Genomic DNA, 23,775 nt, shown 5'->3' on the forward strand with positions numbered 1-23,775 from the left:
CGTTTTTGCTGCTGATGCACCTATTATTGATGCACCTATTATTGATGGATCTATGCTACTGGTGAACTAGCTTGCCATTCTTCACCACATCTTTGCAGGGATTGACGCCGTAGCTGTAGGCCAGCTGCGCAGGCGTGGCGATATCCCACAGACAAAAATCGGCTTGTTTGCCAACCACTAAGCTGCCAACGGTGTCTTCAATTCCTAGTGCTTTGGCGGCATTTAAGGTGAGTCCAGTTAGGGCTTCTTCTGGCGTTAAGCGGAACAAGGTGCAGCCCATATTCAGCATCAACAGGGTTGAGCAAATGGGGGATGAACCTGGGTTGAAATCGCTGGCGAGCACCATAGGTACGCCGTATTGACGCAGTAAATCGATAGGTGGTTTTTGGGTTTCCCGCAAAAAGTAAAACGCGCCTGGCAGCAGTACGGCGCAGGTGCCACTTTCACTTAAGGCTTTAACGCCTGCTTCATCTAAGTATTCAATATGATCCACTGACTTAGCGCCAAGACGTGCGGCCAGTGCGCTGCCGCCCATATTGGTTAGCTGCTCGGCGTGGAGTTTAATCTCTAAGCCCGCGGCTTTGGCTGCGCTGAGTACCCGTTCGGTTTGCTCAAGGTTAAAGGCGATATTCTCGCAGAACACATCCACTGCATCGGCAAGATTTTCGGCGATCACCGCGGGTAGCATCTTATTGATAATTAAGTCGACATAGCCGTCGCTATTGTCTTTATATTCTGGCGGAATTGCATGGGCGCCAAGGAATGTGGTCTTCACATCTACGTGGTGATGCTTGCCGAGCTCGCGGGCGACACGCAGGATTTTCAATTCAGTTTCAGTATCTAAGCCGTAACCCGATTTGATCTCAACCGTAGTCACTCCTTCTTTGGCCAGCGCGTTTAAACGCTGACGGCCGAGTTCAAATAATTCTGCTTCATCCGCTTCGCGGCAAGCTTTAACGGTCGAAATAATGCCGCCACCTGCACGAGCAATTTCTTCGTAACTGGCGCCCTGTAGGCGTAACTCAAATTCATTGGCGCGATTACCGGCAAAGATTAAGTGGGTGTGGGCGTCAATTAATCCTGGGGTGATCCAACCGCCTTTGCCCCTGTAAACGGGAATTGACAAAACATCGAAGGCGGGCAGTTCGCTGCGGGGGCCAAGCCAAGCAATTTTGCCATCTTTTACTGCGATGGCCGCGTTGGTGATCGCACCATAAGGTGCTGATACGGAAGGGTCCATTGTGGCTAAGTTAACGTCTATCCAAACCTGATCCCAAGACATGTATTCCCCTTGCTGTGCTGGCAGATGTTAACCAAGTGATTAACGGTTTATTAAATTTATGTGAGCTGGCTTGTATTTACTTGTATATACAAGCTAGGATTGTAGCCGCAATTTTGAACGTTTGAAAGAGTGAATAGCACCTAGATTCTAGCGCTTTATATTGAGGAAATGTTTTGGCTACACCTAAGTTTGCAGAAATTAAGCAATACATTATCTCCTCTATCGAGTCGGGTGAGTGGGAAGAGCATGCTCGCGTGCCTTCTGAGAATCAGCTTGCCGATTTGTTTACCTGCAGCCGAATGACGGCGCGACGTGCGCTAACCGAGCTGACGGATAGCGGTGTGCTTGAGCGTTCTCAAGGGCTAGGCACCTTCGTCGCAGGGTGTAAATCCCAGTCGTCTATGTTGGCGATCCGCAATATTGCCGATGAGATAAAAGACCGCGGCCACGGCTATAGCGTACAGCAATGGGCGTTAGAGCAAGTCGCGGCGAGTACGAGTATCGCAATTTCCCTTGGACTTGAGCACGGTGCGACAGTATTCCATTCGATCTTAGTGCATTGCGAGCAGGGCTTACCGTTGCAAGTCGAAGAGCGTTATGTGAATCCCGAGTTGGTGCCCGATTATTTATTGCAGGATTTTACCCAGCAGACACCCCACGAATATTTGTCCCAAGTGGCACCGCTGACCGAGGCGCATCACACGATTGAAGCGATTATCGCCAGTGAAGAATTACAGCAAAGGCTCGAAATCCCCGCCACTGAGCCCTGTCTACAGATTTTACGCCGCACTTGGTCACGCCAAGGCGTCGTGAGTTTCGCAAAATTAGTTCATCCAGGTAGCCGCTTTAAACTCGGCGGCCACTTAACCTTTAGCAAGTAACGCCAGTGGCGTGATTAACAGATGTAAATCAGTAACTTTGATAGCTGTACCCTTATAAGTTAAAAGATAAAAACACAATAAAAACAATAGTGCTAACCCGTATTAGCGACTTAGCGAATACGAGTTAGCACCACAGGTTGAAAGAGGAAAATTCAATGGATAAGCGCCACGACCCAAGCCGCCGTATTATTGCACCGCATGGCACGCAATTAAGCTGTAAGAGTTGGCTCACAGAAGCGCCAATGCGCATGTTAATGAACAACTTACATCCCGATGTCGCCGAGCGCCCAGAAGACTTAGTTGTCTATGGTGGTATTGGCCGCGCCGCCCGCGATTGGGACTGCTACGACAAAATCATCGAAGTCTTACAACGCCTCGAAGACGACGAAACTTTATTAGTGCAATCGGGCAAACCTGTGGGCGTATTTCGCACCCATGCGGATGCACCGCGCGTACTGATTGCTAACTCAAACCTAGTGCCACATTGGGCGAACTGGGAACATTTCAACGAGTTAGATAAGCTAGGTTTGGCTATGTACGGCCAGATGACGGCGGGTTCTTGGATCTATATCGGCACTCAAGGCATAGTCCAAGGCACCTACGAGACCTTTGTGTCGGTCGCAAAACAGCACTTTGAGGGTGTCTCCAAAGGCAAATGGATCCTCACTGGCGGGCTAGGTGGTATGGGCGGCGCACAAACGCTGGCGGGCACTATGGCAGGCTTCTCAGTGTTAGCCTGTGAAGTCGACGAGACTCGCATCGATTTCCGCCTGCGTACTCGCTATGTTGACAAAAAAGCCACTTCGCTCGATGAAGCATTAGCCATGATTGAAGAAGCGAACCAAGCTGGTAAGCCAGTATCAGTGGGCTTATTAGCGAATGCCGCCGATGTGTTTGCTGAATTAGTTAAACGCGGCGTTACTCCTGATGTGGTGACCGACCAGACCTCGGCACACGATCCATTAAACGGTTATCTGCCGCAGGGCTGGACTATGGCTGAGGCTGCGGCCATGCGTAAAACTGATGAAGCGGGCGTAGTGAAAGCGGCGAAAGCCTCGATGGCAGTGCAAGTACAAGCCATGCTCGACCTGCAAACCGCGGGTGCAGCCACGCTCGATTACGGTAACAACATTCGCCAAATGGCGTTTGAAATGGGCGTTGAAAATGCCTTTGATTTCCCTGGTTTTGTACCTGCTTATATTCGCCCACTGTTCTGTGAAGGCATTGGCCCGTTCCGCTGGGTGGCGTTATCTGGCGATCCCGAAGATATCTACAAAACCGACGCTAAAGTCAAAGAACTGATCCCAGATAACCCACACCTGCACAATTGGTTAGACATGGCGCGCGAGCGTATCGCCTTCCAAGGTCTGCCAGCGCGTATTTGCTGGGTTGGCTTAAAAGATCGTGCCCGTTTAGCGTTAGCCTTTAACGAAATGGTCAAAAATGGTGAGTTGTCGGCGCCTGTGGTGATTGGCCGCGATCACTTAGATTCTGGCTCTGTTGCCAGCCCGAACCGCGAAACCGAATCTATGCTGGACGGCTCAGACGCAGTATCCGATTGGCCATTACTGAACGCACTACTCAACACCGCTAGCGGCGCAACTTGGGTGTCGCTGCACCATGGCGGCGGCGTCGGTATGGGCTTTAGCCAGCATTCGGGTGTGGTCATTGTGTGTGATGGCACTGATGCGGCGGCAAAACGGGTTGGCCGCGTGTTGTGGAACGATCCAGCGACAGGCGTGATGCGTCATGCCGATGCGGGCTACGAGATTGCGAAAAACTGCGCCAAGGAGCAGGGCCTCGATTTACCTATGCAAGACTAGCCGATGCTAACGACTTAATAACAATAATAACTAAAAGCTTGGAGCTAAAAATATGAAATCTGTGAATCACTTAGTGTTAACGCCGGGCAGCTTGAGCCTAGCGCAATTGCGCGAAATCAGCCGTCATAAGTTGACACTGGAACTCGCACTAGAGGCGATTACTGATATCAACACCAGCGCGCAAATCGTGCAAAAAGTGTTGGATGAAGGTCGCACCGTTTACGGCATCAACACGGGTTTTGGCTTGTTGGCCAATACCAAGATAGCGCCCGAAGATCTGCAATTGCTGCAACGTTCTATCGTGTTGTCACATGCCGCTGGCACGGGGCAATACATGCAAGATGCCACAGTGCGCTTGATGATGGTGTTAAAAATCAACTCGTTAAGCCGTGGTTTTTCAGGCATTCGTTTAGAAGTGATTAACTTCTTAATCAGTTTAGTGAACGCCGAAGTCTATCCCTGCGTGCCAGAAAAAGGCTCTGTTGGCGCCTCGGGTGACTTAGCGCCACTGGCTCACATGTGTTTGCCTATGCTGGGTGAAGGGGAAATGAGTTATCGAGGTGAGTTAATTTCTGCCGCTGAAGGTTTAGAAATCGCCGGCCTCAAGCCAATCGATTTAGCGGCCAAAGAAGGACTCGCTTTGCTGAACGGCACTCAAGCGTCGACAGCGCTGGCGCTGGAAGGGTTATTCCACGCCGAAGACTTGTTCGCAGCAAGTTCTGTGATCGGTGCCATGAGCGTCGAAGCGGCTATGGGCAGCCGTAGCCCGTTTGATCCTCGCATCCATGCGGCGCGTGGTCAGAAAGGTCAAATCGATTCGGCCATGGTCTTCCGTCATCTACTGGGTGAAGAGTCTGAGATAAGCTTAAGTCATGTTAACTGTGAAAAGGTGCAAGATCCTTACTCACTGCGCTGTCAGCCACAGGTGTTGGGTGCTTGTTTAACGCAAATTCGCCATGCGGCCGATGTGTTAGGCACTGAAGCCAACGGCGTAACCGATAATCCACTGGTGTTCCAAGACACGGGCGATATCATTTCAGGCGGTAACTTCCACGCTGAACCTGTGGCTATGGCAGCGGATAATCTGGCGATTGCGATTGCCGAGCTGGGTTCTATTGCCGAGCGTCGTATCGCACTGTTAATCGATTCTAGCCTGTCGAAACTGCCGCCTTTCCTAGTGAAAAATGGCGGCGTGAACTCAGGCTTTATGATCGCGCAGGTAACAGCGGCGGCATTAGCGTCCGAGAACAAAACCTACGCTCATCCGGCATCAGTTGACAGCTTGCCAACCTCGGCTAACCAAGAAGACCATGTTTCTATGGCGACCTTTGCGGCCCGCCGCTTGCGCGATATGAGCGAAAACACCCGTGGCGTGTTAGCAATTGAATTGCTAGCAGCGGCGCAGGGGTTAGATTTCCGCGCACCGCTAACGCCAAGTGCCGCAGTGGCTAAGGCCAAAGCCGAATTGCGTGAAGTCGTCGCTTATTACGATAAAGACAGATACTTCGCGCCAGATATCGAAGCCGCGACCGATTTGTTGTATACAGCGAGCTTTAACACTTATCTGCCAGCAGGAACGCTAGCCAGCTTTTAGGCGTTTGTTTTAGTTTAATGGCTGAACAGGTGTTTACTCCGCGGGAATAGGCTGCACTGAGGCGCTTTTGTTATCGCGTCCAGATTTTGCACCTCAATGTGCTAAAAATAAGCGTTAAAAGGCAAAATTTAAGGTGCAGGCAGATTGCTTGTGCCTTTTTCTTTGTTTTTTTCCTGCTTTTCCTCGATCTTTGTCTTTGCCATTTTGGTGTGTTTAACACCGCAGACTCTGCACTTTTTACCCTAATCTTTACATTGTCAGTTTTTGTGGCTATCTATCCCTCTAGAAACCGTTACCTTTGTGTTTTTATCCGCCATCATTATGCATATTTGAATGCATGTAATCATTTTTAATAACCACAACCCTATGATGTGGGACAATATGGGGTTGTCATATTGGACAAATTGTCTTTTGTGGATTATTGGTTTTTAATTCCTATTGTTGTGCTTTTATCATTTATAAATGGTCTTTAATGCTTTGTTATTGATTTTTTTTGGAGTTAAGTTCTGTGGTTGTTTATTTGAGATCTTGATCTCATGTCATTATTTGTTATCTATTTCTTCTTTGGGGATAATCTTAAATTAAGTGTGGTCTTTAGTAGGACTCACTCAATCGGTTGCCATTTTTACCACAGCAACCACTAGACTCATAACGACAAGAGTGTGAGAGGACGCAATGAACAGACGCCAGTTTTTTAGACTGTGTGCTGCCGGAGCTGCCACCTCAGCAATTTCAGCGTTGGGATTGATGTCCGAAAAGGCCTATGCGGCCGTTCGAGAATTCAAACTCATTAGCGCGAAAGAAACCCGCAATAACTGCTGCTATTGCTCAGTGGGTTGCGGATTGCTGATGTACAGCAAAGGAAGTAACGGCAAAAACGCCGAACAAAGTATTTTCCATATCGAAGGGGATGCAGACCATCCAGTCAACCGCGGGGCCTTGTGTCCTAAGGGTGCTGGTCTAGTGGATTATGTGAACAGCCCTAATCGTCTTAAATATCCTGAGTACCGTGCGCCAGGCAGTAATGAATGGACTCGTATCAGCTGGACTGAAGCTTACCAACGCATCGCCCGTCTGATGAAGAATGACCGTGATGCTAACTTGATTGAAAAGAATTCTGCTGGGATGACGGTTAACCGTTGGCTTAGCACTGGGATGATGACCTCGTCGGCGATGCCGAATGAAGGTGGCTATATCACCCAGAAATTTGCACGGGCACTGGGCCTAGTTGCAATCGATACTATTGCGCGTAACTGACACTCTCCAACGGTAGCAAGTCTTGCTCCGACATTTGGACGTGGTGCCATGACCAACCACTGGATCGATATTAAAAACTCTAATTTGATCATTATTATGGGCGGTAATGCTGCAGAGGCTCACCCTGTCGGATTCGGCTGGGTTACAGAAGCTATGCAACATAACAACGCTAAACTTTTGGTGGTCGATCCTCGCTTCACCCGTAGCGCCGCTGTAGCCGATTACTATGCGCCGATCCGCTCGGGCACAGATATCGCCTTCCTGCTCGGGGTGATCCGCTATCTTATTGAAACCAAACAAGTGAACTACGACTATGTGAAGGCTTATACCAATGCCAGTTACATAGTGCGCGAAGACTTCTCTTTTAGTGAAGGTCTGTTCAGTGGTTTCGATGAAGAAACAGATAGCTACAATAAAGAGTCTTGGTATTACGAGTTAGACGAACAGGGTTACGCGAAAATCGATCCTAGCTTCGAACATCCACGCTGTGTGTGGAACTTAATGAAGCAACATGTAGAACGCTATGACTTTGAAACAGTAAGCAATATTACCGGTACGCCGATTGCGGACTATGAGATCGTTTGCCAACAAATTGGTAGCACTCATACCCACGATAGAGCCGCGACCTTTATGTATGCCTTAGGTTGGACTCACCACAGTAAAGGGGCGCAGAACATTCGCTCTATGGCCATGGTGCAGTTGCTGCTGGGTAACATTGGGGTGTTGGGCGGTGGTGTTAACGCTCTGCGCGGACACTCGAACGTGCAAGGCGCGACCGATATGGGTTTATTGTGTCAAAGCTTGCCCGGTTACCTCAAGTTGCCGAACGAAAAAGACATTAATCTTAAAACCTATCTCCACAACTATACACCTGTCGCTCTGCGTCCGGGTCAAACCAACTATTGGCAAAATTACCCTAAATTCTTTGTTTCACAAATGAAGAGCTTTTGGGGCGATAACGCCACGGTTGAAAATGACTTTGGTTATGACTGGTTGCCGAAATGGGACAAGCAGTACGACTTTACTAAACACTTAGATATGGCTTTCCACGGCGAAGTGAATGGCTACATTATCCAAGGTGTTAACGCCATTAACTCTATGCCAAACCGTAATAAGGTACTCAAAGCCTTGAGTAATCTTAAATACATGGTGGTGTTAGATGCCTTGGCAACGGAAACCGCAACCTTCTGGCAAAATGCCGATGGCTTCAATGAAGTCAATCCCGCTGAAATCATGACGGAAGTGTTCCGTTTACCTACGACATGTTTTGCCGAGGAAGAAGGTTCCATCGTCAACTCTGGCCGTTGGATGCAGTGGCATTGGAAGGGAGCTAACCCGCCGGGTGAAGCCAAGCCAGATGCTGAGATTCTCTCCGGCGTCTTAATGGCAATGCGTGAACTGTACAAACAAGAGGGCGGTAAGCTGCCTGAACCAGTGCACGCGATGAGCTGGAATTACCACAATCCTCACTCACCGCACGCTGAAGAAATCGCTCGCGAGCTTAACGGTAAGGATCTCGTGACTCAACGTCAGCTCAGTAGTTTTGCTGAACTGAAAGCGGATGGTAGTACCGCCAGCGCCTGTTGGATTTATGCGGGTTCTTGGACCGAAGAAGGCAACTTGATGGCTCGCCGTGACAACCATGATCCTTCCGGTAAAGGTGTTACTCCGGGTTGGGCATTTGCTTGGCCAGCAAACCGTCGTGTGCTGTATAACCGCGCTTCTTGCGATATCAACGGCAAACCTTGGGATCCAAAACGCACTATCGTTGAGTGGGTTGACGGTAAGTGGCACGGTATCGATGTGGGCGACTTCAATATGAAGTTAACACCACAGGAATCCGCTGGCCCCTTCATCATGCAACCCGAAGGTGTGGGTCGTTTCTTCGCCCTTAAATTATTGGCCGAAGGTCCGTTCCCTGAGCACTACGAGCCGATGGAGTCGCCTATTGGGTTGAACCCGTTACACAAGGTCACCAGTAACCCTGCGGTACGTATGTTACCGGGTGTGAAGGAAACCTTAGGTTCCCATAAGGACTTCCCTTATGTGGCAACTACTTACTGTGTAACTGAACACTTTAACTTCTGGTCTACGCATGCTCGTTTAGCTGCTATTTCTATGCCTGAAACCTTCGTCGAAATCGATGAAATGTTAGCGGCAGAAAAAGGTATCGCCAATGGGGATTGGGTCACTGTCAGCTCTAAACGTGGCAGCATTGAAACCAAAGCCTTAGTGACTAAACGGCTACAGCCGTTAAAGGTAAATGGCCAGTTAGTCCATACCGTCGGGTTACCCCGTCACGGCAGCCATAATGCACTCACTCGTAAGAGTTACTCCTGTAACGTACTTACCACGGAAGTGGGGGATGCAAATACACAGGTGCCTGAGTTCAAAGCATTTTTGGTTAACATCACTAAAGCGGAGGGGATCTGATTATGGCATCACAAGACATTATCCGCCGCTCCGGTACTTCAGCGGTGACGCCTGCGGCAAAGGGGCGTAATTCGTCAGAAAAGGTCGCCAAGCTGTTCGACGCCACTAAGTGTAATGGCTGTAAAGCCTGCCAAGTGGCGTGTTCTGAGTGGAATGATTTACGGGAAGAGGTGGGCACCTTCCAAGGCAGTTACCAAAACCCTATGTCGCTATCGGGCCAATGTTGGACCCTGATGGAGTTCCATGAGGTGATGGAAAGCAACAAGCTGCGTTGGCAATTTACCCACTCGGCCTGTATGCACTGTGCTGACCCTGCCTGTTTAACGGCCTGTTCGACCTCGGGCGCGATTATCCAGCACGCCAATGGTGTGGTGGACTTCGATTCGGACAAATGTATCGGCTGCGGTTATTGCGCCAGTGCTTGTCCCTTTGATGTGCCCAAAATCGATCCTAAGGATAACAAGGCCTACAAGTGCACTATGTGCTCTGACCGTTTGGCTGTGGGATTGGAACCTTCCTGCGTTAAGTCCTGTACCACAGGGGCGCTGCGTTTTGGCACCCGTGAGGACATGTTGTTCTACTCGCAAAAACGGGTCGAAGAACTGAAGGAAAAGGGCTTTGCTAAGGCAGGACTTTATAACCCTGAGGGTGTAGGTGGCACGGGTATGATGATGATATTGCACGATATCAATCAGCCAGAAAGCTACAACATGCCCGATAACCCGCAGATCCCACTGTCACTCACTCTGTGGCAGGACTGGGTCAAACCTTTAGGCACTATGGGCATTCTTGCCACTGCCGCCGTCGCTTGTCTGCATAAGATCACCGTCGGTCGCAATATAGTCGAAGAAGACCAACCGGGTTATCAACCGCCAGAGGAAGAGGCTAAGCAGGAAGAGGGGGCCGACAAATGAGCAAGCATGATAAGCAAGAAATGATAGTGCGTCACAAGCTGTTCGATCGCATCTGTCATTGGTTCATTGTGGCGGTTGGCCTAGTGACATTTCTCACTGGCTTTTCCTTCTTCTATCCGTCGTTTCAATGGCTTGGGGCGATAGCGGGCACACCGCAATTGGCGAAGTTTATTCATCCCATTGCGGGCTTGATGATGTGCTTACCTCTGATGTTGATGTTGGTGCGTTACTACAAACACAACAAATGGGAAAAGCACGACCTCGCTTGGATGCTCGCCATTAAGGATGTGATGTTCGAGAACGAGGAGAAAATCCCGCCTATCGGCCATTACAACCCAGGGCAAAAGGTATTGTTTCGCGCCTTCGTGCTGACATCTATCACTTTAACGGTGACGGGAATCATCATGTGGCAACCTTACTTTGCGCCCTATTTCTCAGCCACTGTGGTGGGTTGGGCCATTCTATTGCACGCCATTTGTGCGCTCATCATGTTGATTTTTGTGATGGTACATTTTTGGATGGCGACATGGGTGGAAGGGTCGGTTACAGGCATGCTTTACGGCAAAGTCTCTAAGGCTTGGTGCCGCAAACATCACCCTGTGATGTTGGATGAACATTCGGACGTGGAGAAACATTAATGAGTCATACAGCCGAGATACCTCTGGCCCAAGGCAGCGAATCGCCGCTGGAACTTAAACCGTTAAAAGCGGCAGATCCCCAAGCTGTGTATCACCGAAGGGCGCAGCGTTTGCTGTCATTGGCCAAGGACTCGCCGCTGGCTGATTACTTTGAGCTATGTCGCCGTTTGGTCTCTATACAGGCCAGGTTAGCGCAGGAGGCTGACTTCGGTAAGCTTCTCGCTTGGGGGGAAGATGAGGCGACTCCGCTTTCCCTGTTGGGCTCAGAGGCCGATAGCTATTGGCAAGGACTGCTACAGCAACTGTTAAGTGATTTGTTGCCGCAGGTGGATGAATCCATAGCTCGGGTAGTGCGTTTGTTGATGCAGCAATCACCCGAGCAACTGAGTTCGTGGGGGCGTTCATTACGCCAAGGGCATGTCAGTGAAGTGCCTGCCCGTTTTAGCTTATTCATCTGGGCGGCGATGGGCGTTTATTGGTCGCATTGGGCACCTATGGTCATCAAGCGGATGGATCCGTGCAAGGTGGCGCAGCAGAGTATGTGTCCCGTTTGTGGATGTCATCCGGTGGCGAGTGTGATTGTCGATCAGCCCCGAGCTGGTTTGCGCTACCTGCATTGCAGTCTGTGCGAGAGCGAATGGCATTACATTCGTGCCCATTGCACCAGTTGCGGTCAGGACAAAGAGATGACGATTTGGTCGCTAGATGATGCCAAGGCTCAAGTGCGGATCGAAAGCTGCGATGAATGTCATGGCTATACCAAGATGATGTTCGTCGAAAACTCGCCGTCTATGGATGTGGCGGTAGACGATCTCGCAACCTTGATGTTAGACAGTGAGCTAAATGCTAAGGGCTTTGGTGCAACAACACTGAACCCACTGCTACTGGCCCACGAAACCACGTAAGCCACATAGCTTAAACAAATGCGGGAGGGAGTCGGGTTGCTGATCCCTTCCTGCTTTTTATAAACCAATGGCAATAATATAAACAAAATGACACAGATGATGACCCAAGCACCTGAAACACTACAAGTTCTGTACCGAGCTTTGCCTTCAATGGATAGCCTACTTGCAGAGCCTAGTTTTGTGGTATTGCAGCAGTCCTACGGCAAAGCGGCAGTAAAGGCCGCACTGGATACCCAGTTAAAGGCGGCGCGCAGCTTAATCGGCCGTGAGCACTGTTTGCCGACATGGTGTGGCGAGCTTGCGCAATTGCACAGATGTTTGGTTGATCAACTGTCTAACGATTACAGCCACAGCTTAAAACCCGTGTGGAATCTCACTGGCACCATATTGCATACCAACCTTGGCCGAGCGCAACAGTCAGAAGCGGCAATTCGAGCCGTGACTTCTGTTATGCGCTATCCCACACCGCTGGAGTTTGAGCTTGCGGCAGGTGAACGTGGTCACAGAGATAATGCGATCAGTGCTTTGATCCAGCGCTTAACGGGTGCCGAGGCTTGTTGTGTTGTGAATAACAATGCCGCAGCTGTGTTGTTGATGCTGTCAGCGGTGGCGGCGGGGAAAGAAGTCATCGTCTCCCGTGGTGAGTTGGTGGAAATTGGCGGCGCGTTTCGCATCCCTGACATTATGCGCCAAGCGGGCTGCACCTTAGTCGAGGTCGGCAGCACCAATCGGACTCACCTTAAGGATTATGAGCAGGCCATTACTGAAAATACCGCTGCGATAATGAAGGTCCACACCAGTAATTATCATATTAGTGGTTTTACTGCCGCAGTGGAGGAGGCAAGGCTGGGTCAGTTATGCCGTGAGCGTGGCATATCACTCATTTCAGATCTTGGCAGCGGTTCACTGACGGATCTGCGCCGCTTTGGTCTAAAGCAAGAACCTACACCCCAAGCCATGTTAGCCGATGGGGTTGATCTAGTCAGTTTTTCCGGTGACAAACTATTGGGTGGCCCTCAGTCTGGTTTAATCGTTGGCAAACAGTCGCTGATTAAGCAGTTACAGAGTCATCCACTAAAGCGCGCCCTGCGTTGCGATAAGCTGATTTTGGCGGCGTTAGAAGCGACATTGATCCACTATCTTAACCCTGAAACCTTAGACATTGAGCTGCCTATTATGGCGAAATTTGCCCGTAGCCAAGAGACGTTATGGCAGATTGGTCGTCGCTTACAGCAAGCTTTGGTTCCACACTTTGAACCTTGTTATCGCATTGAGTTAGTCGAGTGCCAAACACAGGTCGGCAGTGGCTCGCAGCCCGATACTTTTTTACCTTCAGTGGCGTTGTGTTTTACCGCACTCAATGGCGGTAGTTTAAGTTTGTTAGAACAACAATTTAAGCAGGCGGCACGGCCTATCATAGGCCGCATGAGTCAGGACCAACTCAGGTTAGATCTGCGCGGTCTTGATAGTGAAGCCGAACTCCTCGCCGAGTTGAGCACTTTAGGTGTGCAGTTGTGATCATTGTGACTGCGGGTCATGTCGATCATGGCAAGAGCACGCTTATTCGTGCTTTGACTGGGATGAATACCGATCGTCTGCCGGAGGAAAAACGCCGTGGTATGACGATCGATCTTGGCTATGCGTTTATGCCACTTCGAGATGGTTCGCGCTTTGCTTTTATTGATGTGCCCGGCCACGAAAAATTTATCAACAACATGCTGGTGGGTGTGAGTCATGCTCGACACGCCCTGTTGGTGATGGCCTGTGACGATGGCGTAATGCCGCAAACCCGTGAGCATCTGCAAATTCTTGCGCTCTTACCTTTGCACAGTTTGACCTTAGTGCTAACTAAGCGGGATTTAGTTGATAGTGACAAGGCGGCACAGCTTGTCGCCGATGGGCTCACTTTGCTGGCCGAGTATGGCATTGAGGCCAGTGGTGTTTTTGAAGTGTCGGCGAATGGAACCGCCGACTTAGCATCCAATGGCGTGGCTGCGCTGAAGGCGCATATTCTTGATTTAGGTGAGCAAGAGTCAAAGCGAGCGGAGGATGCCAGCAGCTTTAGGATGACGCTCGATCGCGCCTTTAGTGTGAAAGGTGCGGGTTGTGTCGTGACGGGCACAGTGATCAGCGGCAGCGTATGTGTGGGGGATAGTCTTTTTAGCTCAGGGCAAAAGGCCAAACTCAGAGTGCGAGGCATACATTGTCAGGGACAAGAAGCCCAAAGGGCTGTCACTGGTACACGCGTAGCACTCAATTTAACGGGTGTCGATAACCATAGGGAGCCAGAGCGTGGCGATTGGCTGAGCAGTTTGCCTCAAGCAGAGCTCTGTAGTCGCCCTGTTGTGCACATTCGAGCCTTCGATTTTTTAGGCAGTGAGTCATTGGTGCATTGGCAAAATGTCCACTGTCACCATGGCGCCGATCATACTTTAGGTCGAGTTTCCCTGTTAAATGAAGCTGATGAAGAAGGCTTCTGTCTGGCGGAGTTGGTACTCGAAAAGCCGCTACTCCTATGCCAAGACGATCGAATTGTCCTGCGACACATCGGGGGCAAACAGACTTTAGGTGCGGGGCGAGTGTTGGCACTGAAAGTCCCTAATCGTAAGAAACGTACGCCTGAACGAGTCGCGAGATTACAGCAATTAGCGCGCTTGGATAATCCTGCCCATGTGGTGGCTTTACTCGGCCAAACTCAGGCGCTAGAGCTTGATGAAATCGCGTGGCGTTGGCAATTAACTGACGAAGGGCTTGCAATGCTGTTTGCCCAAGCGGGTTTAGTCCGTTTTGGGGCATTTGCTATAGCGACAAGTTTGCTTGAGCAAGAAAAACAACAGTTTATTACTTTACTTAGCGAGTTCCATCAACAGCATCCCGACCAACTTGGGCTTGGGCGTAATCGCCTGCAGCGCATGAGCCATAGCGCTTTGCCGCCCGAATTAGCCAATAAAGTGCTCGACACGCTTTGCCAAGAAGGTCGCATGGTGCTGCGTGGTGCCTTGTTGCAGCTCGCTGAACACAAAATAGTACTAGACGCTGAGGCTCAGCATTGTTGGCAGGCGCTTGCGCCTTGGCTTGCCGAGCAAACCGCCCCCGTATGGGTCACCGAAATGGGCGAATACCTTGCGCTAGAACCTGCCAAATTAAGGTTGTTGTGTTTCCAGCTGGTGCAGCAGGGGTTTATTACTGCTGTGGTGAAGGACAGATATTTGCTCAGCGAGCAAATCTGTTACTACGCCAGCTTAGTGCGTACTCATATTGCAGAACACGGCAAGCTCGAAACGGCAGAATTTAAAGACATGGTTGGGCTTGGGCGTAAGGTGAGTATTCAACTGCTTGAGTTCTTTGACAGAAGTGGTTTTACCCGTAGGAAGTATCGAAGTAATAGCCGAGAAGTTCGGGATGCGGAGTTGTTTTTTTCCCATGAGAATTGGCGGAAGAACATAGGAGTCGAACCTACCCAGGACTGCTGGCAGCCCTACCCGGATTTGAAATCCGGACGCCTCACCGGAGACGACGTTCTTCCAATAGAAGACTTAGGGATAGTAGAAAATGCGTAAGGATGATTCAAGGCGATTCTTATTTAGTTTATGGGTTTGTGATACAAGTCTTAAATTGTCATCAAACTAATTGTTTTTATTTGGTTTTATAGTTTTAAAGGGGCGCTATGGAATATCATTCACATGAAGTGGTGACAGAAAGAAACGTAGTCTTGTTAGAACATGGGCACGCATCTGAGCTGACTGACTACTTAGCTAATGAAGTGCGGGTCGCACTGGTCTATAACGGCATAGCGCATACCGTGATGTTGGCGAGCCCTCAAGATTTAGAAGCCTTCGCTATTGGTTTTACGTTATCTGAACGTATCGTTTCCCATATCAATGATATCAAAGGGGTGGAGCTCGAGTTCACCAGTGAAGGCGTGTTGATCCAAGTGGAAATCAACCAACGATGCTTTATGGAACTCAAGCTGCAAAGGCGGAATATGGCAGGACGCACAGGTTGTGGATTGTGCGGCGTCGCCCAGCTCGAAGAGGCCGTCAAGCCTGTGATGCGGGTGGACTCAGATGCCAGATTCGATATCGAACACTTACAGGTCGCACTTGGGCAAATTCAAGATAATCAACAACATTTTAAGCTGACGGGTGCCACTCATGCGGCCATGGGGCTTAACCATCAAGGACAGATCATCGCCGCCTATGAGGATATAGGCAGGCATATCGCACTAGACAAGCTAATTGGCGCCTTTTCCGCTCACAATGTGGAACGTCCTGTGGCCGTATTGCTCACTAGTCGCGCGAGTTTTGAGATGGTGCAAAAGGCCGCTAGTGCCAATATCCAAATTCTGTTTGCTATGTCCGCCGTGACTTCACTGGCGTTGGAATTAGCAGAGAAAAGCAATATCACGCTTATCGGTTTTTGCCGTAATGGCAGGGCAACGCTTTACACCCACGGTTATCGCCTGTTGGGGCTGCAGTGTGTCTGCTTAGCTAAAGCCATTTAAGCGTGAGGCCACTTGAGATTGAAGTTGTCGAACGACTTCAATCACTCTGGCACACAGGTTATAAGCGCATTGCGCTTATTTTTTATAGTCTCGTTCATTAGGGTAATGACATGACATGGCAACAATTTAAACAAGAATATTTAGTCCGTTTTTGGGCGCCTATGCCAGCGGTTATCGCTGCAGGTATCCTTTCTACTTACTATTTTGGTTTGACCGGAACCTTCTGGGCCGTTACTGGGGAATTCACTCGTTGGGGTGGTCATTTACTGCAGTTTTTAGGTGCAGAACCAGAAACTTGGGGTTATTTCAAAGTGATAGGTCTGCAGGGCTCTCCTCTAGATCGTATCGACGGCATGATGATTATCGGTATGTTTGGCGGTTGTATTGCTGCTGCGCTTTGGGCCAATAACGTCAAACTGCGTATGCCACAGAGCCGTATCCGTATTGCTCAGGCACTGATCGGCGGCATTATTGCTGGCTTTGGTGCCCGTTTAGCTATGGGTTGTAACCTTGCCGCCTTCTTCACGGGTATTCCGCAGTTCTCTTTACATGCTTGGTTCTTTGCTTTGGCGACGGCGGCAGGTTCTTACTTTGGTGCAAGATTTACCTTACTGCCGATGTTCCGTATTCCGATAAAACTGAAAAAGGTAAATAAACCGACTTCAATCAAGCAGGACGAAAACCAAGCTAGACGTCGTTTCCGCATCGGTATGTTGGTGTTTGTAGGCATCGTCGGTTGGGGGTTGTTGACTATGTTCAATGCGCCAAAACTCGGCATTGCTATGCTCTGTGGTGTTGGTTTTGGTTTATTAATCGAACGGGCGCAAATCTGCTTTACCTCAGCGTTCCGCGATATGTGGATCACTGGTCGTACTCACATGGCGAAGGCGATTATCTTAGGCATGGCGGTCAGTGCGATAGGTATTTACAGCTATGTGCAACTGGGTGTGCCGCCTAAGATCATGTGGGCTGGCCCTAATGCGGTGATCGGCGGCTTACTGTTTGGTTTTGGTATTGTACTGGCTGGTGGTTGTGAAACGGGTTGGATGTATCGTGCAGTCGAAGGCCAAGTGCATTTCTGGTGGGTGGGCTTAGGTAACGTGTTGGGTTCAACCTTACTGGCGTATTACTGGGATGATATCGCTCAGCCATTAGCAACGAATTGGGACAAAGTTAATTTACTGACCAGCTTTGGCGATAAAGGCGGATTATTGCTGACCTATGTGCTGCTGGGGCTCTCCTTTGGCGCTATGTTGCTGTGGGAAAAACGTTTCTTTGCTCGTAAGGCGAAGCGTGATGAACAATTGCTAGCGGAGGCGGCGTAATGGCTCAATATATTCCAGATTATCAACTCGATATGGTGGGTGAACCTTGCCCTTATCCCGCAGTGGCTACCCTTGAGGCTATGCCAAAGTTAAAGCCCGGTGAAATTCTCGAGGTGATTAGTGACTGCCCGCAGTCTATTAACAACATTCCCCTCGATGCTAAAAATCATGGTTATAAAGTGCTGGAAATTGAGCAGAATGGTCCGACTATTCGTTATCTGATCCAGCGTTGAGGATAGGACTATGTTGACTATTCTCAGTGGCTTAGGTATTGGCTTAGCCATGGGATTTGTGATGCAAAGGGGTAGATTTTGTATGGCGGGCGGGATCCGCGATACCTATCTGCAACGGGACTTTACCATGGTGATCGCTATTTTGATTGCCATCAGCATCCAAAGTCTAGGGCTGTTCCTGTTTTACGAATGGGGTTGGGTTAAATTGCCAGAAGGGCATTTCCCTTGGTTGGCAACCTTAGTCGGTGGTGTATTGTTTGGTGTGGGTATGGCAGCAGCGGGAAGCTGCTCCACTGGCGCCTATTACCGCGCTGCCGAAGGGTTGGCTGCCAGTGTGATGGCCGTTCTCGGTTTTATTGCTGCCAGTAAATTAGTGCGTCTCGATGAGTTGAAAGGTCTACTTAAACCTTTTAAACAGCATCAACTTGAGGACCAAACGCTCTATCAAACTCTGGGCGTTTCCCCTTGGGTGATCGTGCTTGTCCTCGTATTACTCACATTGTGGTTGGCATTGGGTTATCTCAAACGCCGCAAACGTCCGGTTGCACTGATGGCACCCCGTAAAACGGGTTTAGCTCATTGGTTGTTTGAAGCGCGCTGGCATCCCTTTGTAAGTGCTTTGCTGATTGGTTTACTGGCGCTACTTGCATGGCCTGCAAGTCTTGAAAGTGGCCGTGTAGGCAGTGTTGGGATCAGTGGCCCGAGTGCGCAGTTATGGGATCTTGTCACCACAGGTAACACTAAGTTCTTTAGTTGGCCTGGATATTTTCTCTTGGGATTATTTGTAGGCGCCTTTATCGCTGCCCGAGGCAGTGCTGAGCAGCGCTGGCGCTACCCAGGTCATAAAGTAGTGTTATTTGGGTTTGTTGGTGGCCTGTTGATGGGCGTGGGGAGCGGGCTTGCCGGAGGTTGCATGCTTGGTAATGCGCTCGTTGGCACGGCTTACTTGTCGTGGCAAGGCTGGCTATTTATCCCTGCTATTTTATTTGGCAGTTGGTGCTTTAACTATTTTGCGCTACTGAGGCCAATGCGTCTTGCGCAGATTTAACGTTTATAAAGGAGCTGTATATGGAACAGTATCTCGACACAACGGGTAAGCTATGCCCTTTTCCTTTAATTGAGTTACAACGCTTAATTGCGAGTCTTGAGTCTGGCGATAAAGTGGTACTGGATTACGATTGTGGCCAAGCAACTGAGAATATTCCCCGCTGGGCGGCTGAAGCTGGGCATGAGATGACACACTTTGCCCAGAAGGGCGATGCTGCTTGGACTATGACGATTCAAAAAGGCTAACTCGTCCTCAACTAAAAAGCGCTGCATTTGCAGCGCTTTTTGATCTTAGCCTTGGCAATCTACTGGCAGATATTCATCCGGAATACCGTTGCTGCTGCAAACCCAAGTGATATTATTTTGCTCATCAACTTGAGGCGATAGATAGACTTCATAGCCTTGATAATCCCCGAGTGCTTCGCTTCCTATAAAACCGACTATGCCATCTGTGTACAGATTAAATGTCGCAATCTGCTCGTCCGTGAGTCCAAGCACATCCAATTCGGTTGGCCAAGCTTTGTTGGTTTGATAGTAACCGACTAAGATGTCAGTGATCGGTGCCAGTGCTTGATGTTGCTGGTCGATACTGGCAATGGCCAGTGCCGCATCGGGTACATTCAATGCTGCTGGTGTGGCTTCGGTCGTGGTTGGCGCCTCATAACTCGTGGCGGCACCCATCTTCTCTTGATAGTCCTTATACGCTGGCAACGCGACTGCTGCAGCAATACCAATAATCGCAGCGAAGATTATCAATCCACCGCCTGCTGTGCCTAAACGTGGCATAAAGAAGCTGAGTACATAGGCCCATGCACTGCGTGATGGCGGTGCATATTCCACTCCTTGTGCTTTGGCTTGGACTCTTGCCATGCGCTTAGTCAACCAAGGATAGCTGCCATTAAGCTCGTGCAGCGACATCCAAAAACCACTCGACTCACTGGCTTGGCGGATATATTGCTCCACATTCATACGTTTCCATTGCTCGACACCAGCGGCTAACACAGCAACGGCATTTGTGGCTGAACGTAAGCTGTTGCAGCAACGTAATCCGTGGAGATCGCAGGTATATTCACAGGCGCGAGAATAAGCCGCACCTACTAAAGGTAACCAAGTGGCGAAGACTAAGAAGGGCGCTTTACCTATATGATTGCGGCGAATATGACCTAACTCGTGGCCGATATAGAAGTTGAGCGCATCTTTATCTGACTCAAGCGCATCCACAATCGATGAAAATAGCACTATATAGTTGCGACCGAGGAAGCGTGTCGCCAGTGCGTTTAACATGCCATCAGCTGCCAATAAGTAAGCGCGTGGTGGCTCGCGCATTTCTAAACGTTCGCAACACGCTAAATATTGTTTATGTAATTCAGGAAATTGCTCTGCATTGATTTCGACAGCCGTGCCTTTTAAGTAGCTGATAAAGGCGGAGTGGCTAAAGAGATAAATAATGAAAAACATCAACACATAGAGCAGCGCCATGCCAAAAGTGCCTATGATCAATGCCGCCCAGACGATCCCAGAAATAATAGCTAACAGAGTGAACAGCGATTTTTCCTTCGAATAGACAATATCTGTCATTTGAATGGGATTCTCGTTCCCTGCGGTAATAACTTGTTCCATGTTGATCCTTTTCCTTGTGAAGAGACAAACGGCGTGAAAGTAGTCAATTTTACTCGAAAATTCAACCACTATCGCGTGCAAAGCAAAAAATTAACCGTTTTGTCATTAGTTTAATCAGTTATGCGCAAATTGGAGTAGGTCGATTTCATCAGGATTTTGTGGTTTTTTAGCGCCAGAGAGTCCGATTATGCAGGCGGACACAGGTTAGTAAGTGGCTCTTCGTCTCTGGGCATTTTCCTCGCAGCGCACTAGAATTAGGTGTTTTCGCAGCATATCGGCTGAGGGTTAAGTCTTAAGTTAGAACCGAGATAAAAGTAAATTACATTACTATGAGTGCACTTTAAGGCATGGTTCTTCAAGGCAGAGTGCTTTGAGTCAGGCTCGGTTAAGCCTATATAGGGTTAGCTATGGCAAGCGTTAAAACAAACCACAGAAATACAAAGGAATTAAGATGGCTAAGTTAACAAATAAGATGATAAGTAATCGATTGGGTTTCAAATGGTACTGTGCCGCAGGCGTGATGGTTAGCGCGTTAAGTGCGGGAGCAATGGCGGCTAACGCACCTTCTTTTGACTGCACGAAAGTGAATGCTGGCAGTATTGAAGACATGGTCTGTAAGGATGCGGGGCTGAACCAACTTGATAATCAGTTAGCTAAGGTTTATAGCCAAGCACTTGAAAAAGCGAAGAATGAACAACCTCCTACTTTAAAGGCGATGCAACGTGGTTGGGTGAAAGGCCGTAATGAATGCTGGAAGAGCGACGATAAGCACGCGTGTATTGAATCTAGCTATCAAACCCGCATTGCCGAACTGCAGGCACAATATCGTTTAGTCGACATGACCGGCCCAGTGTTTTATGCCTGTGACGGCAATCCAGCTAACGAAGTGGTCGTGACTTATTTTAAAACCGAACCTGCCACCCTGATTGCTGAACATGGTGATAGTACTTCATTAATGTTTGTGCAACCCAGCGGCAGCGGCGCTAAGTATCAAGGCCGCAATGAAAGCCTATGGGAACATCAAGGCGAAGCGAAAGTGGTTTGGGGCTACGAAGCACCAGAAATGACCTGTAAACTGGTGACTAAATAGGATTGATTTAAGGTCGCCATGAAACAAGCTCTAGTGCATATCGCCTTAGTCGTAAGAGATTACGACGAGGCGATTGATTTTTATGTGAATAAATTAAAATTCGAATTAGTCGAAGACACTTATCAAGCTGAGCAAGATAAGCGCTGGGTCGTTGTTGCCCCACCGGGTTCTAAGGGCACTTCTATCTTGTTAGCGCGGGCGTCTAAACCTGAGCAGTTCGATTTTATCGGTAATCAGGCGGGTGGTCGGGTGTTTTTATTTTTAAATACCGATGACTTTTGGCGTGATTATCGCCGTATGGTCGCCGATGGCGTGGAGTTTGCGCGCGAGCCGCAAGAACAAGACTATGGCACAGTCGCTGTGTTTAAAGATCTCTACGGTAACTTATGGGATTTACTGCAATTGAATTCGAATCATGTCATGGCTAAGCGAATGAGTTAAGATTCAGTATTTAGTATGAATTACCGCGCAAGCTATTTAATGGAGTCAAACACTGGGAATATTCTTTGTGTTTGACCTCTGTTAAGTTCGTCGAAAATTCTCAGTTATTGATCATTTTTATTAGGGATTCACTGTAAATTTCAATTTATTCTTGTGGAACCGATAGATTTTATAATGGATCGGCCAATACCATTATGTTTTTATTCAAAATTCAATGTCTATCGAATAAATTACTCTTTTGTTTTTATAATTACCTATTCACTTTTTCCGTACTTTAGTATTTAACTCACATTTAAATTAATGAGCGTCAGTTTTTGTTGACAGTTTTATACGTCACTTATTTGCATAGGCGATTATTGTCACTTAGCTTCTTTAATGTTCTCTAGCTATAAAAATTTAGTCGTGAATATCATTACGTCTAAAGCAAGCTGGCATTTGAAAATAATATTTAATCTGAGTGACTTACTAAAGGAATCTGATAAGTATGAATTTTTTTAAAATACGTTGCACGGCATTATGGATAGGCCGCGCGTTAAGTGTCTCCGCGATAATAGCGTTACCATCGTTCGCATCTGATATGCCAACCAGTCAGTATCATATTGATGCAGAAGAAATGAAAATGGTAGATATGCCTAGTGTGTTACTGCCATTTAATAATCTGATGTTTTTATATGGCGTAGATGCATCGCAGTTTGATTTAGCTGACTTTATTTACGTCAATGTTCCTGATTTAATCGATAAAGAAGAGGCGATTACGCATTGGGCTGGATATTATAGTATTAACCCCAAAGTCATACTGACTTTGATGGAAATGCAATCTCAGTTAATTTCGTCTCCGACAGCTGAAGCGCTTAACCGACCTTTGGGAACATTATCGGATAAACAGGGTTTTGAGGAACAACTCCAAGATGTATTGGCTCAGCTATCACAACGTTTTTATGCCTATGAAGAGTCTCAATTAAAAGGCCTATACCCGCCAAGTACCGACGCAGTTAATGCATCGAGTTTTGCATTATTGGCTTTGTTAAACGGTCGTAGGATAGAGCAACAGCAACATGCCGTTATGACGGGTGAGCACGCTTTGGGATTGGACCTATTCATTGAGCAGTTTAGATTATTATTTGGCAATACTGACCGTGAGTTGTTAATGAGTTCAGTTGCTAAAAATCCGCTTGTAGCTGATTCAACTCAGTCGATGCAACAAGTCGTCCCATTGGCGAATATTACCGCGAGTAGTCTGCCACCCAGTAACATGCTGCAAATGCCTTGGCGACAGGGATATTCATGGCAATCCAATGGTGCTCATTCGCATACTGGGTCTGGCTATCCGCTATCATCAATCGATGTATCCTACGATTGGCCACAATGGGGAAGTCCGACTTATTCGGTTGCTTCCGCACATGATGGGACTGTCAATGTGTTGTCTCGCTGCCAAGTACGGGTGACAAATGCTAACGGTTGGGCGACTAACTATTATCATATGGATCAAATTACAGTGCGTAATGGTCAATATGTAAACCAAAATACTGTGATGGGCATTTATGCAAATAATAAAAATGCAGCCTTGTGTGAAGGTGGGAGTTCAACTGGGCCCCATTTGCATTTTTCTTTATTAAAGGATGGCCGCCATGTGTCGTTGCAAGATGTACATTTGGGGCAATATAGAATCAACATTGGTAGTTACAACTATGACAATAACTGTAGTCGTTTCAATCTGTTTGATGTAAGTAACAATCGTACAATGTGCGCTTGGGCGCCGCTGTATAATGCTGGAAGTCTCTAATCCAT

The 23,775-nt window shown here is 48.4% G+C and carries 18 protein-coding genes, 1 tRNA gene and 1 pseudogene; 17 read left to right on the forward strand and 3 right to left on the reverse strand.

Annotated features, from left to right (window positions below; translation table 11 throughout):
- Positions 1-55: 55 nt before the first annotated feature.
- Positions 56-1,282: an imidazolonepropionase gene (gene hutI, locus L5M28_RS04055; protein WP_105250940.1), complete on the reverse strand. Its 1,227-nt coding sequence runs from the start codon at positions 1,280-1,282 to the stop codon at positions 56-58.
- 173 nt (positions 1,283-1,455) lie between these two features.
- On the opposite strand from hutI, the gene hutC reads away from it, so the two are divergent.
- The 9 genes and pseudogenes from hutC to selB form a co-directional block, all read left to right on the forward strand.
- On the forward strand, positions 1,456-2,163 hold the full coding sequence (gene hutC / locus L5M28_RS04060) for a histidine utilization repressor (protein WP_263202574.1): 708 nt from the start codon (positions 1,456-1,458) through the stop codon (positions 2,161-2,163).
- Positions 2,164-2,318: 155 nt separating this feature from the next.
- Complete coding sequence (gene hutU / locus L5M28_RS04065) at positions 2,319-3,986, forward strand: urocanate hydratase (RefSeq protein WP_263202576.1); 1,668 nt, start codon at positions 2,319-2,321, stop codon at positions 3,984-3,986.
- Positions 3,987-4,038: 52 nt separating this feature from the next.
- The gene (hutH, locus tag L5M28_RS04070) at positions 4,039-5,580 is read left to right on the forward strand and encodes a histidine ammonia-lyase (RefSeq protein WP_263202578.1); all 1,542 of its coding nucleotides are present in this window, start codon (positions 4,039-4,041) and stop codon (positions 5,578-5,580) included.
- A gap of 675 nt (positions 5,581-6,255) precedes the next feature.
- Entirely contained in the window at positions 6,256-9,270 is a 3,015-nt protein-coding gene (gene fdnG, locus L5M28_RS04075) for a formate dehydrogenase-N subunit alpha (RefSeq protein WP_173496974.1), read from the forward strand.
- Between the two features lie 2 nt (positions 9,271-9,272).
- The gene (gene fdxH / locus L5M28_RS04080; protein WP_168826883.1) at positions 9,273-10,184 is read left to right on the forward strand and encodes a formate dehydrogenase subunit beta; all 912 of its coding nucleotides are present in this window, start codon (positions 9,273-9,275) and stop codon (positions 10,182-10,184) included.
- Positions 10,181-10,822: a formate dehydrogenase subunit gamma gene (locus L5M28_RS04085; protein ID WP_011982054.1), complete on the forward strand. Its 642-nt coding sequence runs from the start codon at positions 10,181-10,183 to the stop codon at positions 10,820-10,822. Before fdxH ends, L5M28_RS04085 begins: the two co-directional genes overlap by 4 nt.
- On the forward strand, positions 10,822-11,727 hold the full coding sequence (gene fdhE, locus L5M28_RS04090; protein WP_263202579.1) for a formate dehydrogenase accessory protein FdhE: 906 nt from the start codon (positions 10,822-10,824) through the stop codon (positions 11,725-11,727). The genes L5M28_RS04085 and fdhE overlap by 1 nt, the downstream gene beginning before the upstream one ends.
- A 96-nt stretch (positions 11,728-11,823) precedes the next feature.
- On the forward strand, positions 11,824-13,245 hold the full coding sequence (gene selA / locus L5M28_RS04095) for an L-seryl-tRNA(Sec) selenium transferase (protein ID WP_263202622.1): 1,422 nt from the start codon (positions 11,824-11,826) through the stop codon (positions 13,243-13,245).
- Between the two features lie 5 nt (positions 13,246-13,250).
- Positions 13,251-15,089 (forward strand): annotated as a pseudogene (selB, locus tag L5M28_RS24185) (selenocysteine-specific translation elongation factor); the annotation flags it as partial.
- 69 nt (positions 15,090-15,158) lie between these two features.
- Here the strand turns inward: selB and L5M28_RS04100 are convergent.
- A tRNA-Sec gene (locus tag L5M28_RS04100) sits at positions 15,159-15,253 on the reverse strand.
- 141 nt (positions 15,254-15,394) lie between these two features.
- On the opposite strand from L5M28_RS04100, the gene fdhD reads away from it, so the two are divergent.
- The 5 genes from fdhD (at position 15,395) to L5M28_RS04125 (ending at position 19,082) form a co-directional block, all read left to right on the forward strand.
- A complete protein-coding gene (gene fdhD, locus L5M28_RS04105) occupies positions 15,395-16,231 on the forward strand; it encodes a formate dehydrogenase accessory sulfurtransferase FdhD (protein WP_131524599.1) in 837 nt (278 codons plus the stop codon).
- Positions 16,232-16,341: 110 nt separating this feature from the next.
- Positions 16,342-17,556, forward strand: a complete 1,215-nt coding sequence (gene yedE / locus L5M28_RS04110; protein ID WP_131524601.1) for a selenium metabolism membrane protein YedE/FdhT — start codon at positions 16,342-16,344, stop codon at positions 17,554-17,556.
- Positions 17,556-17,789, forward strand: coding sequence for a sulfurtransferase-like selenium metabolism protein YedF (yedF, locus tag L5M28_RS04115; RefSeq protein ID WP_107946196.1), 234 nt, complete (start codon positions 17,556-17,558; stop codon positions 17,787-17,789). Before yedE ends, yedF begins: the two co-directional genes overlap by 1 nt.
- 10 nt (positions 17,790-17,799) lie before the next feature.
- A complete protein-coding gene (locus L5M28_RS04120; RefSeq protein ID WP_131524603.1) occupies positions 17,800-18,837 on the forward strand; it encodes a YeeE/YedE family protein in 1,038 nt (345 codons plus the stop codon).
- 20 nt (positions 18,838-18,857) lie between these two features.
- Positions 18,858-19,082: a sulfurtransferase TusA family protein gene (locus tag L5M28_RS04125; RefSeq protein WP_263202581.1), complete on the forward strand. Its 225-nt coding sequence runs from the start codon at positions 18,858-18,860 to the stop codon at positions 19,080-19,082.
- A 45-nt stretch (positions 19,083-19,127) separates the two neighbouring features.
- Here L5M28_RS04125 and L5M28_RS04130 read toward each other — a convergent pair whose 3' ends face one another.
- On the reverse strand, positions 19,128-20,456 hold the full coding sequence (locus L5M28_RS04130) for a M48 family metallopeptidase (protein ID WP_263202583.1): 1,329 nt from the start codon (positions 20,454-20,456) through the stop codon (positions 19,128-19,130).
- Positions 20,457-20,907: 451 nt separating this feature from the next.
- On the opposite strand from L5M28_RS04130, the gene L5M28_RS04135 reads away from it, so the two are divergent.
- The 3 genes from L5M28_RS04135 to L5M28_RS04145 all read left to right on the forward strand — a co-directional run bounded on the left by L5M28_RS04135 (position 20,908) and on the right by L5M28_RS04145 (position 23,770).
- Positions 20,908-21,546 (forward strand): MliC family protein, encoded by a 639-nt coding sequence (locus L5M28_RS04135; protein WP_263202585.1) that lies wholly within the window; start codon positions 20,908-20,910, stop codon positions 21,544-21,546.
- An 18-nt stretch (positions 21,547-21,564) separates the two neighbouring features.
- Positions 21,565-21,987 (forward strand): VOC family protein, encoded by a 423-nt coding sequence (locus tag L5M28_RS04140; protein ID WP_263197497.1) that lies wholly within the window; start codon positions 21,565-21,567, stop codon positions 21,985-21,987.
- 484 nt (positions 21,988-22,471) lie between these two features.
- Positions 22,472-23,770 carry a M23 family metallopeptidase gene (locus L5M28_RS04145; protein ID WP_263175888.1) on the forward strand — a complete coding sequence of 433 codons (1,299 nt, stop codon included), beginning with the start codon at positions 22,472-22,474 and terminating at the stop codon, positions 23,768-23,770.
- The last annotated feature ends 5 nt before the right edge of the window (positions 23,771-23,775 follow it).

Source organism: Shewanella sp. SW32 (assembly GCF_025653365.1).
In the GTDB taxonomy this organism is placed as follows: Bacteria; Pseudomonadota; Gammaproteobacteria; order Enterobacterales; family Shewanellaceae; genus Shewanella; species Shewanella oncorhynchi.